The 16,825-nt window shown below is 53.8% G+C and carries 13 protein-coding genes, 2 tRNA genes and 1 pseudogene; 7 read left to right on the forward strand and 9 right to left on the reverse strand.

The genetic code is table 11. From position 1 onward, the window contains the following. Positions 1-76 (reverse strand) — tRNA-Asn (locus DSD31_RS08810). Between the two features lie 6 nt (positions 77-82). On the opposite strand from DSD31_RS08810, the gene DSD31_RS26605 reads away from it, so the two are divergent. The 3 genes from DSD31_RS26605 (at position 83) to DSD31_RS08820 (ending at position 1,909) form a co-directional block, all read left to right on the forward strand. After that, on the forward strand, positions 83-262 hold the full coding sequence (locus tag DSD31_RS26605) for a DUF5951 family protein (RefSeq protein WP_219173556.1): 180 nt from the start codon (positions 83-85) through the stop codon (positions 260-262). An 8-nt stretch (positions 263-270) separates the two neighbouring features. Then, a complete protein-coding gene (locus DSD31_RS08815; RefSeq protein ID WP_113990980.1) occupies positions 271-1,707 on the forward strand; it encodes an EmmdR/YeeO family multidrug/toxin efflux MATE transporter in 1,437 nt (478 codons plus the stop codon). Between the two features lie 126 nt (positions 1,708-1,833). Further along, positions 1,834-1,909, forward strand: a tRNA-Asn gene (locus tag DSD31_RS08820). A gap of 306 nt (positions 1,910-2,215) precedes the next feature. Here DSD31_RS08820 and DSD31_RS08825 read toward each other — a convergent pair. From DSD31_RS08825 to DSD31_RS08850, 6 genes are all read right to left on the reverse strand, one after another. Continuing rightward, positions 2,216-3,025, reverse strand: a complete 810-nt coding sequence (locus DSD31_RS08825; RefSeq protein WP_113990981.1) for an HAD-IIB family hydrolase — start codon at positions 3,023-3,025, stop codon at positions 2,216-2,218. 199 nt (positions 3,026-3,224) lie between these two features. Further along, positions 3,225-4,679 (reverse strand): AMP nucleosidase, encoded by a 1,455-nt coding sequence (locus DSD31_RS08830; protein WP_004864423.1) that lies wholly within the window; start codon positions 4,677-4,679, stop codon positions 3,225-3,227. A gap of 134 nt (positions 4,680-4,813) precedes the next feature. Next, complete coding sequence (locus DSD31_RS08835) at positions 4,814-5,068, reverse strand: histidine kinase (protein WP_004864420.1); 255 nt, start codon at positions 5,066-5,068, stop codon at positions 4,814-4,816. Between the two features lie 105 nt (positions 5,069-5,173). Then, positions 5,174-6,106: a nucleoside recognition domain-containing protein gene (locus DSD31_RS08840; RefSeq protein ID WP_113990982.1), complete on the reverse strand. Its 933-nt coding sequence runs from the start codon at positions 6,104-6,106 to the stop codon at positions 5,174-5,176. A 331-nt stretch (positions 6,107-6,437) separates the two neighbouring features. After that, complete coding sequence (locus DSD31_RS08845; RefSeq protein ID WP_113990983.1) at positions 6,438-8,033, reverse strand: choline dehydrogenase; 1,596 nt, start codon at positions 8,031-8,033, stop codon at positions 6,438-6,440. A gap of 16 nt (positions 8,034-8,049) precedes the next feature. Continuing rightward, positions 8,050-9,531 carry an APC family permease gene (locus DSD31_RS08850; protein WP_048023866.1) on the reverse strand — a complete coding sequence of 494 codons (1,482 nt, stop codon included), beginning with the start codon at positions 9,529-9,531 and terminating at the stop codon, positions 8,050-8,052. A gap of 217 nt (positions 9,532-9,748) precedes the next feature. On the opposite strand from DSD31_RS08850, the gene DSD31_RS08855 reads away from it, so the two are divergent. From DSD31_RS08855 to DSD31_RS26610, 4 genes and pseudogenes are all read left to right on the forward strand, one after another. Beyond that, the gene (locus DSD31_RS08855) at positions 9,749-10,780 is read left to right on the forward strand and encodes an SIS domain-containing protein (protein ID WP_113990984.1); all 1,032 of its coding nucleotides are present in this window, start codon (positions 9,749-9,751) and stop codon (positions 10,778-10,780) included. 110 nt (positions 10,781-10,890) lie between these two features. Next, entirely contained in the window at positions 10,891-11,754 is an 864-nt protein-coding gene (locus tag DSD31_RS08860) for an ROK family protein (RefSeq protein ID WP_237184006.1), read from the forward strand. Positions 11,755-11,808: 54 nt separating this feature from the next. Continuing rightward, positions 11,809-12,570 (forward strand): DeoR/GlpR family DNA-binding transcription regulator, encoded by a 762-nt coding sequence (locus DSD31_RS08865; RefSeq protein WP_048023871.1) that lies wholly within the window; start codon positions 11,809-11,811, stop codon positions 12,568-12,570. 167 nt (positions 12,571-12,737) lie between these two features. After that, positions 12,738-12,851 (forward strand): annotated as a pseudogene (locus DSD31_RS26610) (IS3 family transposase); the annotation flags it as partial. Positions 12,852-13,094: 243 nt separating this feature from the next. Here DSD31_RS26610 and DSD31_RS08870 read toward each other — a convergent pair. Then, positions 13,095-15,116, reverse strand: coding sequence for a TonB-dependent receptor (locus DSD31_RS08870; RefSeq protein ID WP_113990985.1), 2,022 nt, complete (start codon positions 15,114-15,116; stop codon positions 13,095-13,097). A 129-nt stretch (positions 15,117-15,245) separates the two neighbouring features. After that, on the reverse strand, positions 15,246-16,823 hold the full coding sequence (ybtE, locus tag DSD31_RS08875; RefSeq protein ID WP_113990986.1) for a yersiniabactin biosynthesis salycil-AMP ligase YbtE: 1,578 nt from the start codon (positions 16,821-16,823) through the stop codon (positions 15,246-15,248). Positions 16,824-16,825 lie beyond the last annotated feature (2 nt).

The raw sequence follows: 16,825 nt of genomic DNA on the forward strand, positions 1-16,825 counted from the left end.
TGGCTCCTCTGACTGGACTCGAACCAGTGACATACGGATTAACAGTCCGCCGTTCTACCGACTGAACTACAGAGGAATCGTTGTGGAGTCGTATCTTAGCGGCGAAAAAAATTTTGTCAAACATCAATTTGCCCGCAAATGTTCAACTGCCGCTTCCATCAACAATTTGTTGCTATTACCGACAATTAATAAGGAAAAATGTTTTGCAGGATCCCTCATTCTCTATCATTATTTGAAATGTAGTTTCAACTTTTCTCACTAAGGTCTCCTTTGAACGTCACCTCCGCAGTAAGCCAGGTCCTGGGACGCACCACCTGGTTCAAAAAGCGTAAAAGTTATCGTGTACTTTACTGGCGTGAAATCAGCCCTCTTGCGGTGCCGATTTTCCTCGAAAACACCTGCGTTTTGCTGATGGGCGTCCTGAGTACGTTCCTCGTCAGCTGGCTAGGAAAAGAGGCCATGGCCGGGGTGGGACTGGCCGACAGTTTTAATATGGTGATTATGTCGTTCTTCGCCGCCATCGATCTCGGCACCACGGTGGTGGTCGCCTTTAGCCTCGGCAAACGCGACCGGCGGCGGGCGAGAGCGGCGGCAAGACAATCGCTGGCGATTATGACGCTGTTCTCGGTTCTGCTGGCGGTCGCGATCCATGCATTTGGCCGCGAGATCATTAATTTTGTCGCCGGCGATGCCTCGGCGCAGGTGAAGGCCATGGCGCTGACCTATCTGGAGCTGACGGTCTTGAGCTACCCGGCGGCGGCCATTGCGCTTATTGGCAGCGGAGCGCTGCGCGGGGCGGGGAATACCAAAATTCCCCTGCTGATCAATGGCGGGATGAACATCCTCAACATCATTATCAGCAGCATCCTGATCTACGGCATTTTTTCCTGGCCGGGTCTGGGGTTTGTCGGCGCCGGTCTCGGGCTGACCATCGCCCGCTATATTGGCGCCGTGGCGATAGTCTGGGTGCTGGCAATTGGTTTTAACCCGGCGCTGCGCATCTCGCTGAAGAGCTACTTCCAGCCGTTCAATCTGGCGATTATCTGGGAAGTGATGGGCATTGGCATCCCGGCGAGTATTGAGTCGGTCCTGTTCAATGGTGGCAAGCTGCTGACGCAGATGTTTGTTGCGGGGATGGGGACCAACGTTATCGCCGGCAACTTTATTGCTTTTTCCTTCGCTGCGTTGATTAACCTGCCGGGGAACGCGCTGGGTTCCGCTTCGACGATTATTACCGGTAAACGGCTGGGGAAAGGGCAAATCGGACAGGCAGAGCGCCAGGCGTGGCATGTTTTTTGGTTATCCACCATCGTTCTGACGGTGATTGCCTGGGGGACGGCGCCGTTTGCCAATCTTATTGCCTCTTTCTACACCAGCGAAGAAGATGTCAAAGTAGTGGTTAAAGAGCTTCTGTGGCTCAACGCCTTCTTTATGCCTATCTGGGCGACTTCGTGGATCCTGCCCTGCGCCTTTAAAGGCGCGCGCGATGTGCGCTACACCATGTGGGTATCGATGCTGGGAATGTGGGGCTGCCGTGTCGTGGCGGGTTATACCCTGGGCATTGTGCTGGGAATGGGGGTGATTGGCGTCTGGCTGGGAATGGTGCTCGACTGGGCGGTGCGCGGCATGCTGTTCTATAGTCGAATGGTCAGCGGGCGCTGGCTATGGAAATATCCGCGCAGCAAGATTCAAGTGGACGAAACATAACCATTTTTCGGGCGTAACGGTACTTTTTGCCCAAAGTGGAGAATAAATCGGCAAACGATTTAAATTGTGAAAACAGCCTTTGACAAGGCCCGGCGGCGCCGTTAATATTCGCCCCGTTCACACGATTCCTCTGTAGTTCAGTCGGTAGAACGGCGGACTGTTAATCCGTATGTCACTGGTTCGAGTCCAGTCAGAGGAGCCATATTTAAGAAGCCCGCTTAAGGAAACTTAAGCGGGCTTTTTGCTTTCAACGCTATCCCCGATAGCCGACCACAATCCCGCGTCGTCCTACCCACGCGACTGCTGGGCCCTGAGGGGGGCGCTGCTATCGCCGTCAGGCATTCGCTTTCATCTACTGACTTCGCCGTTCCCGCAAGATGTGCTCCGGATGCCGGGCGGTGAAAAGAGAGTGCCGATACCCGCCCCCAAAGCGACCGCCCGGGATAAAACGATTTCCGCCTGGCGGGAAGGTCAACTCTCTCTATGCCTGCTGACGGCTACCGGCGGATTAAAGCCCGGCCTTAAGCCGCGATGCCGGCGCTGTTTTGTGCTCCAGTATTTTATCCACCCCTTCGATAAAACCGTCTCCCCCGGGGCCCACGCTTATCCACGCAGGCAGCGTCGGGATGGTCGCCAGGTGATGGCGTAGGGTACTCATACCGAGGGTATGTCTGAATCCGGCAAACATCGGGGCGTCATTTTCAGAGTCTCCGCTATAAAAGACGCTCTCCAGTCCGGCCCGTTCATCCAGGTGGTAAAAGGTCCTGAGGACGTGACGGCTCATGATTAACTTATCGTATTCCCCGGACCAGGCCAGCACCCATAGATTATTCACCGTGGTCTTTAACCCGGCCTCGTGCAACGACTCACGCAGCGTGTCAGTGCGCGCGGTATGAGCGGGCAGGTCAAAGGCCAGGCCGGACAGGCGGAAGGGCTGGTCTGCCGCAAGGGTTGCCCACCGGTATTGTTCGGTGATTTTCCGCGCAATCGCGATGAGTTTTTCCTGCACGTCGGCCTGCTTGTCCGCATGCCAAAAATAGCGGTTTACCCCATGGCCATCGGCGGCACGCTGAAAGAAAAAGCCGCCATTCTCGCCGATGACGCCATCGACAGGCCACATTCTGACCATCTGATCGCACCATCCTGCCGGGGCGCCGGTAACGGGTATCACCCGGATACCGGCAGACTGCAGCCGCTCTAACGCCGCATAGGTGGCGGCGGAAAGCCGTCCGCGAAAGGTGAGCGTTTCATCCATATCGGTCAGAACATATTGCACCGAAGAGAAGAGTCCCTGTGATGCCAGCGCAAGCGGCCGCATATCCACTCCCAATATAAAGAAACGATGTTATCGCGCTTTGGGTCGCAGGCGTTATAACGGAAGGCGATGAGTTATACCGTGGCTGAAGTCCGGCGCTGGGAGAAAGCCCGCCGGTGGGCGGGCCGATGGTGGTCGGTCGCGAGACCGCTTTGTCGCTTTCTCTTTACCTGTAATGGCGTCGGATAAAGAGGGTGAAAGGTTAGCGGAACGGCGGTTCGTTGAAGGTACGCAGCTTGCGCGAATGCATGTGGTCACCCTCGGCGCGCAGCAGATCAATAGCTTTAATACCTATTTGCAGATGCTCGGAGATTGCCCCTTCATAAAAGCGGTTGGCCTGGCCCGGTAGCTTAATTTCGCCGTGCAGCGGCTTATCGGAGACGCATAGCAATGTGCCGTACGGGACGCGGAAGCGGTAGCCCTGGGCCGCGATGGTGGCGCTCTCCATGTCGATGGCCACGGCACGGCTGAGGTTGAAACGCAGCGCCGAGGCGGAATAGCGCAGCTCCCAGTTGCGGTCATCCGTGGTCACCACCGTACCGGTACGCAGCCGCTGTTTAACCTCTTCGCCAGGCATACCGCTGATTTGCTTGGTAGCGTCGTACAGCGCGCGCTGTACTTCGGCAATGCTGGGAATCGGGATATCCGGCGGCAGCACGGCATCCAGAACGTGGTCATCACGCAGGTAGGCGTGGGCCAGCACGTAGTCGCCGATGGTCTGGCTTTCACGCAGACCGCCGCAGTGGCCAATCATCAGCCAGACGTCAGGGCGCAGCACCGCCAGATGATCGCAGATGTTCTTGGCGTTCGCCGGGCCGACGCCAATATTAATGAGCGTAATACCCTGGCCATCTTTGGTGATCAGATGCCAGGCGGGCATCTGATGCTTTTTCCACGCCAGATCGGAAATGGCCTGTTCCGGCGCTTCCGTATCGGCGGTTATCCAGATCCCGCCGGCGCAGGAAAGCGCGATATAAGGGCTGTCAGGATCGAGAATCTGACTGCACCCCCAGCTCACGAACTCATCAACATAACGGGTATAGTTGGTAAACAGAACGTACGGCTGAAAATGATCGACCGGTGTCCCGGTATAGTGCCGCAGGCGCGCGAGAGAGAAATCGACGCGACGGGCGTCAAAATGAGAAAGCGGGTGGTGTTCGGTGGGATGGAACAGCCCGTCTGCGGTTTCATCGCCAATTTGCGACAGCTCGGTGGTCGGGAAATGGCGGGTCAGGCCCGCGCTCATCGAACGATCGAGCGTTAAGGCGGAGCCGTCGATGACATACGGATAAGGGATTTCATGCTGCGATAGCCCGACGCTGATATGCGCGCCGTAATCCTGATACAACGACGTGAGCTGCTCCAGCAGATAGGCGCGAAACAGCTTAGGATTGGTAATGGTGGTGGTGTAGCAACCGGCATGGGTGAAGCGGCCCCAGGCCCGGGTTTTTAGCGCTTTATGGTCTGCGCCGTCCCACGAAACGGACAGCTGCGGATAGACAAACAAGCCGTTAGCTCGATCGTCGTCATCCGGGAGAACGCTGTGGTTGATATATTCGCCGATGGCTTTACGTAATGCATTGACCGAACGCTCATACTGCAGTTCAAGCTGATTCAGCGCTTGTTCCGGGGTCAGACTGGCGGCCTTGTGGTTCATCTTCGCTCCTTTTTTCAGGTCTGCTGACATGCTTGATAGTATGTCACAGACGGAAAAGAGCGAAGGGGAATTTCAGCCGTTCCACGGTGAAAGTGATTGAATTAAATATTGTTGCTGCAGGGTCGGGTGCTGATTTATTGCCCAGGCTGGGTGATTTCCGCCCAACGTTCGCTGCTGAAGTGCGTGGCTTTTATCACTTTTAATGTCATAGCAGGATTGTCATTGAGGCAATACAGGGCATTTGCCAGCGGCGTGAGTTTATCCCCACACTGCAAAGCGCATTGCCGGGTGGTGATTTCGGCAATCACCAATAAATGCGCGCTTTGTAATACTGCGTAATAGTCTTGTGCGTTCTTAGATGATTGTACTTTTTTTATCCGCCATTCCATAAGACATTCCCTGATCTGCGCTATTCCTGGCGATAATTGCCCGTTACCTCTTTTCTTACAATAAGAATAGCCTAATGGTTTAGGATGCGTTTAATCTGAAAAGATTCAGAATATCGTCACATGCATAATGGTCCGAATAAGAATACCAATGATCGCGCCAGGGGCGGCAAAGCGGAACAGTCGAACAAAGCGCGAGCTCACGCCAAGGAATATACCAATGCCGGGCAGATCGAAGGTCTGAATTAATAGTCCGGCTGAGGCGTTGAGTTGGCTGACGGTGACTTTGCCTTGCTGCAGCAGTTCAGAGACCACGCCAAAATAGGCGGTACCGCCTGCAATACATTTGACCAGCGCAGGAAGAACAAAGTTGACTGGAATATGCAGCCACTGCAGCAGCGGCATCAGCAGATGCTGAAGCATGCCGATGATGCCGGCCGCTTGCATCACCCCGACGATGGTTAATGACAGGATCAGCATCGGCACCGCGCCGAGCGCAAGACGAATGGCATCTGATCCCGCATTGTTAATGACCGCAATCACCCCCTGGCTGTTTTGTTCGGCGTTGGGTAGCGCCTCCGCCCGGGCATTCTCCATCACTGACAGACGGCGCCCGATGACGTGCCAGGTGACCGCCCCCGCACACAGACCGCCGATAATCGAAATGCAAATCGAGGCCATCCAGTGCAGTCCGAAAGGAGTGAGAGGGTAAAAGACGTTGCCCTGGCCCATGGCAAAGACCATAGCGAGCGTGGCGGCCATCTGGCGATCTGAGACGCCACGCTTATCCATAATGGCCAGCGTCGCCAACGGGGCGGCGAAACTCACGAAGTTAATCTGAATCAACGCGAAGGCGCTCATCCCGCCAAGGCCAAAAGGTTTGAGCAGCGGCGCGACCCAGCGGACGATAACGTCCAGTATTCCGCGGACTTCCAGATATTTCATGATCATCAGCATGACGACCATAATGGGCAATAGCGTATAAAGCGCGACATCAACGGAAGATTTTCCCGCCGACATAATAATGCCGATAAGATCCATTTAACTCTCAATCATCGAATAGCGAAATGATAATGGTCATCATCATAATCCTCGTCAGACGGAAATGATACGGCTACCCGTTATCAGCCGTCCAGCAATGAAATGAAAGAATAAGCTAACGATATGACTTCATAATATGACGGCTTGCGGTTTATATGTCGTGTTTCGGTTTTGAATGAGGAGGGCTGTTGGTGAGATATTTTTTCATTCGATGCGTTAACGACCTGGGATGCTATCTGGAAAAATATGGTCAACTATATGGCCAACTAACGTCATCAGCGAAGCCATCAGAAAATAACCCGGTGACGACACATATCGTCACCGGGGGAAGTTAGCGAATCATTTCGGACGCAATTTTCTCAGCCACCATAATAATAGGCGCATTGATATTGGCGGTGGGGACACGCGGCAGGATGGAACCGTCGACGATACGTAATTTCGACAGACCATGAACCCGGCCCTGATTGTCCGTAACCGCCATCTCATCGCTGCCCATACGACAGGTGCTGGTCGGATGATGTTCCGTATTTGCTACCCGGCGTAGCCAGGCTTCTATCTCGCTATCACTTGCGGAGAGCGAAGGCGTGTCGACAAATCCGCTAAGATAGCCCTCCCATGCGGGCTGATGAACCATTTCCAATGTTTTCCTGATCCCCTGAATCATCTCCGTAATGTCCCGTTTGTCGGATAAATAGTTGAAGCGAATCACGGGTTTTTGCCGAGGATCTGCCGAGCGAAGTGAGACGGACCCCCGACTGTAAGGACGCATCTGGCTGACAAAATACTGGAACCCATCGGCGATATGCACTTTTCCTGACTGGAAATCGGCCAGGAAAGGTAAAAATTCATGCTGCATATTGATGTAGTCAACGTCATCGCTGCTCTTAAAGAAAGCGCCAACTTCGAAGAAATTCGTCGCCCCTAACCCGGATTTGAATAATGACCATTCAGCTCCGAGCTTGAGACGTCCCAGCATATTAAGCTGTTTGCAGATAGAGACTCCTGCCGGGGAGCGAAAACGCAGAGGGGCCACAACGTGATCCTGCAAGCAGGCGCCGACGCCAGGAAGATGGGTGACGAGATCTATGCCGAGCTTGCTGAGCTGCGCCCGGTCGCCCACGCCTGACAGCAGGAGTAGATGAGGAGAGCCAATACTTCCTGCACACACAATAACCTCGCGAGAGGCGTGAATATCCTGGCGTGTTCCGCCATGTTGCAATGTCACGCCTGTCGCCTCTGTACCAGAAAAAAGAATACGCTCGACCAGACAGTCGGTCATCACGGTCAGATTCGGTCGGTTTGCCACAGGTTTGAGATAAGCCAGGCTGGTACTGCACCGTACCCCGTTGCGAATCGTTGCCTGAGTGACGTGGACGCCTTCTTGAGAACCGCTGTTATAGTCCCCGGCATTTTTCAGGCCAAACTGTTGGCCAGCGTCGAGAAAACGCTGATACAAAGGATGGTCTGCTTTACTGCGTGTTACGGAGATTGGACCATGACCCCCGCGTTCGGGGTCGCGTCCATCCTCGAAGTTTTCCAGTTTTTTGAAAAAGGGGAGGCAGTCGGCAAAATCCCAACCGCTGACGCCTAGATTTTTCCAGTTGTCATAATCTTTGTGGTGGCCTCGGACATGAACCATCCCATTGATCGATGAGCTTCCTCCCAGACAGCGCCCGCGCGCCTGACCGATGGTGCGACCGCCGAGTTCTGTTTCTGGTTCGCTTTCAAATTTCCAGTTATAGATATCGCTCTCAATCGGAAAGGTCAGCGCTGCGGGCATCTTGATAAAGATGCTGTTATCTCGTGGGCCCGCCTCTATCAGGCAGACGCGTATTTCAGGATTGGCCGTGAGTCTGTTTGCCATCACACAGCCTGCGGAACCTGCGCCAATCACCAGATAATCAAACTCCTGAATATGTTTAACCATGTTTTTAACCTGACTCTTATGACTTAATGGATACGGATTGTTGTCTGGCAGATGACGTAATATCGGTATGTTCGGGTTCATTGGCGACAACATATAGTGATAACGCTTCCCAACGGCGCTGACCGCTGCTTTTCAGCTTATATAAGCGCCATAAGCCGATGAGTAATAGCCCGGCAAAAGCAACCGGCGCGTAACCGACCGGCGGCTCCGGTAAAGGAAACAGAGAATAGTAGAGGACGCACAGCAGGACTGCGCTGGAAAAGATGGGGAACAGGATGTGCATCGTAATGCTTAACGATTTGCGCATGGTTGTGGTGAAAAAGCGGATCACGCCGATATTGCCCATTATGTAGACGAAAACATAAATAATGGTCGCGAGCGTGGCCAGCATAAAGAACACCTGATCGGGGGCGACAAGAGATCCCGCAATGAGGCCAATCACCAGACTTAACAAGGTTTGGGTCAGAATTGCGATGTGCGGCGTACGATGCTGTGGATGCACTTTTTTCAACCATACCGGCATGGTCTCTGAACGAGCCATGGCAAACCAGTTACGCGTGGCATCAACCGTGCAAGCAATACAGACCGCGATACCAGAGTTCAGTAACGCCAGTAATACCAGTACCCACGCCGGTCCCCACAAACGATGCGCGACGGTTAATGCCGGGTTCTCCGTTGCCGCTCCTAGCGTGTCCATATGGGCAATTCCCCAGCCGGACTGAATTCCCCATGCGCAGAAGACATAAAAAATACCCAGTAAAATGACAGAGCCTACGATAGCCTGAGGAATGACTTTCCGCGGGTTGCGTGCCTCTTCTGCAACGGCGGCCGCACCTTCCCAGCCGGTGAACGCAAAGATGGATAAAACCACGGCCAGGAAAAAACCGTGAGAGGTTGGCGCGTTGGTTGGCAGGAAGCCAGCAAGTGTGACGCCCCCTTCACCGGGTGAAAGCAGACCACATAATGCCAGGGCAGCGACAATAAGAATTTCGAAAACCGATAAGACAGTCAGCATTTTTCCGGAGGTTTTAATGCCTCTGTAGGCCACCGTTCCGACCAGAATCAAAATAAACAACGTGATAGCCTGCCAGGGAATATGAATTCCGTAGTTCCTGGCAATTTCATTTTGCATAACAAAACCGGTATAGGCAGCCAGTCCGCCTGGAATCAGTGCCACTATCCATGAATACATCCAGCCGACGATAAAACCTGCGCTCGGGCCGACGGTGGCGCTCACGTAGGTATAGAACCCTCCCGCAGATGGAAAGTGTTTCCCCAGCTGTGCCAGCGAAACCGCGACGATGAGGCCGATGATGAAAGCCACAATGTAGGCGGAAGGTGCGCTCAGGCCTGCCTGCTGAGTATTAAATGCAATCGTGGTCAGTACCCCCACGGCGGGGGCTATCTGCGCAATGCTTTGCATCAAAACGGTAGGCAGGCCAATCGAGTTACGCTGCAAACCCGTCTCTTGCCCAATGGAAGAACGATCGGCTTTCATTGAAAACTCCTGGTTCAGTGTTAGGAAAATTCATCAAATGTTGTTGATATGTTTCGCTGGGGAGTATGTATGCATGAAATCGTGCAAGTCAACGCCTGATCTTGTGTGTTGTGATGATTTATTCGCCTTTTTGTGACTTGTATAGCGTTTTTTTAATATTGACTGCACGAATTCGTGCATGTAGCATGAAAACATCATCAACAAAGAGGGTAAACTTATGTCACTTAAGGACAGTCCATACGAAGCCGATCTTCATGAACAGGTCACTGCGCTAAAGGCGCAGCTTGCTTATACCTTACCGCCGGCATTAGGTGAATTGGATTTGCACGCTTTCGGGCGAATTGTGTTATCAGGTATGGGCTCATCAGACTATGCAACCATCCCGGTGGAGCGTGAGCTGCTGGCGATGGGATTACCCGTATGGCGCGTGGATGCAGGGAAATTGATGGATACGCCTGAGCTTGTTACGTCGGATACCCTGCTGTGGCTAACGTCTCAGTCAGGAATGAGTGGTGAAGTGGTGGCACTACTGGATATGTTGAAAGGGGAACGGCGACCGGCGACTATCATTGGCGTCACGAATGGCGAAACCAGCGAGCTGGCAAAGCAAAGCGATATTGTGGTTACGCTGAAATCTGGGCATGAGTCCACCGTCAGCGCGAAAAGCTATCTCAATACTCTGGTCGCGCAGTATCGTATTTTCCTGGCGCTGACCGGGCAGAGTGAAGCTTCATTACTGGCAGAACTGACGGCATTTTTACCACATGTTGCCGGACTAATTGCCGAAGATACCTTCGTACATCCTTTAACCGAGGCGCTATTTCGCCATTCACACCCGCGCATTGCGTTAATTGGTATTGGGGCTGATGGCACAACAGCTATGACGGGAGCACTCATTTTGAAAGAGGCCAGCAAAATGACCGCAGAAGGTTATCTTGGTGGTGAGTTCCGACACGGTCCAATGGAAACCTCCGGCGAAGGAATGCTGGCTCTGTTAATTGGCGATAAAGGCAGTGAAACGCTGACCCACCTTGCTGAGGAGCTGGGTGCCAATGGTACGACCGTGGTGACTATTGGACCAGAACGTTATGGGAATGGAGTACATCTACCGACCTCGTCCGGTGAAGCTTTATTACGCCTGATTGGCGGGATGCTGTACATCCAGCACATGACCGTAGCGTTTGCGAAAGCGAAAGGACTGGTGCCAGGCCAGTTTTTCTATGGACAGAAAATTACGGTAAAAATTTAATATTCCGTCGGCGCTGTCGGCATACACGGTAGGGAGAGTAGGTTGAGATGATGCAGCCAAATGTTTGTGCTGGCCTTGATATGGGGGGGACGGGCATCCGGATTGTTATTATGCGTGAAGAGCGTGTTTTGGCCTCCACGACGATATCGACAGCATCGTTTGCCGATCTCGCGCAACGACAGCGAGTTTCGATATTAGCGCAGAGTATTCTCGGCTTGCTTCCCTACGGTACCCGACTTATTGGCGTGGGTATCGGGGCCAGCGGGCCGGTTAATGTCGAGACGGGGGTGATTGATAATCCGTATACCTTGCCAGCTTTTTCAGGTTTTCCTCTCGCGGCACAGATGGAAACCTGTCTGCAGGTACCGGTCAGAATGGATAACGATGCTACGACAGCCGCATTGGGCGAGCACCATTTTGGCGCGGGGATTGGCAGCTCGCGGATGTTGATGGTGACACTGGGTACCGGAGTAGGGGTCGCATTGCTCGATCGCGGTAAGCCGTTTCGGATGGCAAACGGCAGCCATCCGGAAGCCGGGCATATTGCTGTCAGTGATGATGAGCGGGTTTGCTACTGCGGTCTGACCGGGTGTTGGGAAAGCCTGGCTGCACGTAGCTGGTTGCAAACTACGCTCATGGAACGAGTGCCAGAGGTTGATTATCGGCGGCAACGCCTGGTCGACTGGCTGGAAATTTGCCGGCAGTCTCCGGAGATAGCCGGCGTGTTTTATCAGTATGGACGGCAGGTCGGGAAAGGGTTGGGATCTCTCTTGATGGCGTACGGTCCTGACACGACGGTATTGAGCGGCAGCGCGGCGTCACTCTATCCGTTGTTCGAACAGGGTCTGCAAAGTGTTCTTCAGCGCGCTGCGGGTTTCGAGATTAATCGCGATATTCATATTTCGCTGCTTGGCGATACTGCCGGAGCCATGGGAGCAACCCGGCTTCTTCCTGATGCGACTTTGCTTATTTAGCTGATTACTATTACTATTCACACGAAATCGTGCATATCACATGGGATGTAGTCAATGACCGCGACAGAGCGCAGAAATCAAATTATCGAGCTGATCAATGAGCGGGGATACATCAATAGCGGCGAGCTATCCGCTTTTTTTTCTGTTGATAGCTCAACCATTCGCCGTGATTTAGCGTTTCTTGAAAAGAATGGCCGCCTGTTGCGCACCCACGGCGGCGTTCTGCCGCAGCAAGACTCGTTGGATGGCGATTCTCCCTGGAACGTGCGGCGTGATATGAACGTTCAGGCCAAATGTGCAATAGCCCAGGCGGCATTGGCCTGTATTCAAGATGGTCAGACGCTGATTCTGGATAATGGCTCAACCGTATATCAGCTGGCCGTTGCGCTGCGGGAAAGAAAAAATATTACCGTTATTACTAACGATTTGATGATCGCCATGCAACTCTCTCAGCATCCGTCTATCACTTTGCATGTCGCTGGCGGAGTGATGCTCAATAATGTGTATACCCTTGTTGGACCGGATACCCTCAGTAAATTTGCGAACGTGCATACTGATTGGGCGTTTCTTGGCGCTGAGGGCGTTCATTTCGATAGCGGGATTACCAACATCAATACGGTAGAAGTCTCTGTAAAACAGGCGATGATCGCAGCGGCAAACCAGACAATAGTGCTAGCCGATAGTTCTAAAATTGGTCATAAAGCATTCTCACATGTATGCGGCCTGGATCTTATTACCCGGGTTATCACTGACGATCGGCGCGCTATCAAAGATGTTAAGCGCTACGGTGATAAACTGGAAATAGTGAGTATGTAAAGGGCGGGGAGGTCACGAGGGCTATTACGCGGCGAGGTCTTTTCAAATCAGATGGAAGGCTGTGGCACTCACGATCCGAAACCAAAGAGTAGGGAACAGGCGTAGCGAGAGAAAGTAAAAAGGCCGCTTAAGTTTCTTTAAGCGACCTTGTTAAATATGACCCGGTGCTGGCCCTGACGCAACAGGTTGAAAGGGATGGTGTCATGTTGGTATTTATCAAACCCGGTCGGACAGCACCGAATACCTTTATCGAACGGTGCAACCGGATGCACCGGACAGAATACTGAATTTTTAACTGGTCAGAACGCTAAATAAGTTAACCGGAGAGGTGACTTTTTACTTCGGGAAATATTGCAGATATTGCGGTGAGGGGTAATTTGGGCATCCAGGTACGGGTTGTTCTACGAGAGGTTTAAATTTCCGCGGCTTCCCGAGGATGGGTAAATAAGGTTTTTGGTCTGTGATGATCACAATACCAATTCAGTTGTGAGAGGGGTGCGGTGACAGCACCCCTTTATACACTCTTAGAAGAAATCAATGCGCGTATTGATACCGACGGTGCGACCCATATTGACCTGCGCTACGGCGCTGCTGCCGTTCATATAGCCATAGGTACGGTAACGACGATCGAACAGGTTATCGACATAAACGGAAATATTCATCCGTTCAGTCGCCTGCCAGCCCAGGCTGCTGTCCAGAGTGGCGTAAGCGCCTTGCCGCAGCTGGTTGTCGCCATCGAAATAATGCGGCCCGACAAGATTGACCGCCAGTCGGGGCATCAGCGCCCCATAGCGGGTATCGATCAGGCCGTTTACGCTGCTTCCTGCGCCATAACGCGGCACGAACGGCACCCGGTTACCGCGATACAGCTCACTGTCATTGGTGAATTCGGAACGGATCGCGTTGCCATTGATATCCCATGACCAGCCCGGTGCGAACCGCCATTTTGCTTCAAGCTCAACGCCGGTGGCGTCGGCTTTCCCCGCATTGCTTAAAGTTTGCATCCCGACCGGACCTGAGTAGAGCTGCATGTCTTTGGTATGGGTATAAAACGCTGCGGCTTGTAGCGTAACATCGGCGGTTTCGTAGCGAGTGCCAAGCTCATAGTTAATAGATTTCTCTGCCATGAACGGTTTGGCATCAAGACCCGCCGTAGGCACAATATTATATCCGGAAGGTTTATATCCCTGGGCTACGCGGGTATACACTCTCCAGTCGTCGGCCAGCATATAGCCTGCGGAGAGTTGCCCGAGCACCCGATCGTCATTGCTCTTACCCTGGTCGCCAAATGGGCTACCGAGCACGCTGCCGTGATATTGCGTGCTGGCCTTATCATGTGAGAAGCGAACGCCGCCACCGATATCAAAACGATCGCTTAAATGCCAGGTCAGGTCACCGTAGGCGGCCAGAGTTTCAGCGCTGGTATAGCCGGTGCTGCTTAAATAAGGCATTGTCGGCATGTCGTAGGTCGAATTTATCTTCTCGCGGGTGTTCTGCCGATACAACCCGAACACCATATCAACGGTACGCGTATCGCCGAGGGTGGCGGCGCGCAGCTCCTGCACATCCTGATTCCAGCGCTGGGGCATATTGACGATTAACGAGCCAGAAGGGAAGGTTCGCGAATAATCCTGCTGCTGCCAGGCGCCGATCAGATTGTAAACCCAGTCAGCGGTGGTGTACTTCGCGCTCAGGGTCTGGCTGTCAGTGCAGCGCCGCATGTACGGGTCTGGTGAACCCTCGCCGAGCGACAGCTTACGGCTCTTAATATCATTCCATGCCACATAGGCATCCTGGGTGGCGCGAGTACATTCGCGTGAGGCGGAAAAACCCATCTCCCAGGGCCGATCGTCCGGCGCCAGACGCAGTTTCACATTCCCTATGCTGGCGCGGGTGCCGCCTAGATCATCGCTTCCCGTCGCGGGGTTAATCATCTCACCATCATCAACCTGGCGTAACAGAGTGACGCTACCGTACAGCAGGCCATCCTCAATGGGGCCGCTCAGGTTGAATTTGCTACGATAACTGTCGCGACTGCTGACACCACCTTCAATATAGCCGCGAAGCGTGCTGTCCGGCTGCTGGGTGACGATGTTGATAATCCCGCCCTGAGCGCTTTTGCCGTATAACGTTCCCTGCGGGCCACGCAGCAACTCTACGCTTTGCACATCGGTTAGCGCCTGGATGGTGTTAGTGGAAAGCTGAGGGACGCCATCGACATACAGGGTGACGGCAGGGTTATAAAAATCCTGGGCTGAAGAGATGCCGCGTAGCGAGATCGTTGAAAAAAGCATGTTGCCGCTATTTTCAATATTGAGCCCGGGCAAGACTCTGGGAAGTTTGTCGCTGGCGGTCACGCCGGCGTCGCTTAACTCCGGCGCGCTGACAACGGTAGAAGAGACATTGTTGGCTGAGGCCGAACGAGAAGATTGTTTACTGGCGGTTACCACCATCGTGCTTTCGTCCGGATGGGAAGTTTGGGCATGGGCAATGGCAGGAAGCAAAAAACCTCCCAGAACCAGAGGATAAAACCGTGTCATTTTCATTGTTATGAGTCCCTGTAAAACGGCGAAGCGCCAAAATACCGACAATATTGAGTTGAAAATGATAACCATTTCTAATTGCGCTGCTACCCGAAACGGGTTTATTTCAACCTGTTTCGGGTAGGGTTACGCTTATTGGGCAGAAGGGTGATAGCGGTCGATGGCGAGAGCCGTCAGGCGCTTTTTGTCTATCTTGCCGACGGCGGTGAGCGGCCAGTGGTTCAGGAACTCGATTTGGTCAGGGATTTTCCACGCGCTGAGCCCCATACTGGTCAACTGTTGACGTAGCTGCTGATAGTCAGATGGTGTTTGTTGCGCGATGATAAATGCGCAAATCCGCTCGCCAAGTAGCGTGTCCGGCGCGGCGACCACGGCGCAATCCTTCACCTCTTCTAAACGCATCAATGCCGATTCGACTTCCGCCGCGGCGATTTTTTCTCCGGCACGATTGATCTGCTCTTTTAGGCGCCCCTCAACGCACAGGTTTCCCGCCTCATCCAGCCTGACATTGTCACCAGTGCGGTAAAACCCCTGCGCATTAAAGGCGTGCGCGTTGTGAGCAGGAGCGCGGTAATAGCCCGAAATGGTGTAAGGGCCGCGTGTTAACAACTGCCCGATCTCGCCCGGGGCGACGTCGTTCTCGTTTTCATCAACGATTTGGATTTGATCCTCGGGAGACAACGGACGTCCCTGGCTGTGGAGAACGGTGGTTCGCGGATCGTCCAGCCGGGTAAAACAGAGCAGCCCTTCCGCCATACCGAAGACCTGTTGCAAGGTGCAGTCAAAGGTGGCGATAACCTGCTCAGCAAGCGTCGGGTCGAGCCGGGCGCCGCCCACCTGAATGACGCGCAGAGAGGAGAGATCGCTCTCTTCCCACTCTCTGGCCTGGATCCACAATTGCGCCAGCGCCGGAACCAGAGCAACGTGGGTGACTCCTTCATTAGCGATTAAGGGCATCACCTCATCGCAACTGGGGCTGTCGGTCAGCACCACTTTTCCGCCGCAGGCCAGCGTTCCCAGAATGCCGGGGCAGGCTAGCGGAAAGTTATGCGCCACGGGGAGGACGGCGAGATACACGCTCTGTTGACTGATGCCGCACAGTTCGGCAGACGCGCTGAAGTTATAGCTATAGTCGGCATGCCGGCGCGGGATAAGCTTTGGCGTCCCGGTTGTGCCGCCTGAGAGCAGCAGCAGCGCGGTGGCGGAAACATCAGGCTGCGGCCACTCCTGCCGTTCACCGCGCAGCGAGAAGAGAGGCGTAAAATCGTCGCCTGCGCGCTCTTCTACAACCAGAACATGACGTAAGCAGGCGTGTTTATGCGCCATCTGGCGGGCCAGCTCTGCGTGGTTTTCCCCGTGAATAACGTAAGCGACGGGTTGCGCCAGCGCCATCAGCGCGTCGATATCCAGCGCCCGTTGGGAGGGCATCGCCAGAACCGGGATAACGCCCAGTCTTAACAAGGCAAACAGCAGGATCACAAACGCGTTGCCGTTAGGAAGCTGCACAATCACCTGCTCCCCCGGGTGCAAACCCAGTGAGGACAGACCTGCGGCAAGTTCGTCGACCCGTGCATCAAGCGCGCTGTAGGTAAGTGAACCCTGTGCATCAACGACGGCAATTCGCGAGGCATAGCGGACCGCCCAGTGGCGCAACTGCTCGGCAATGGGGAAGGGATACGGTTTAATCAGAGATTCAAAAGAAGAATGCATAC

The sequence above is a fragment of the Klebsiella sp. X13 genome, from assembly GCF_003323835.1.
In the GTDB taxonomy this organism is placed as follows: Bacteria; Pseudomonadota; Gammaproteobacteria; order Enterobacterales; family Enterobacteriaceae; genus Klebsiella; species Klebsiella ornithinolytica.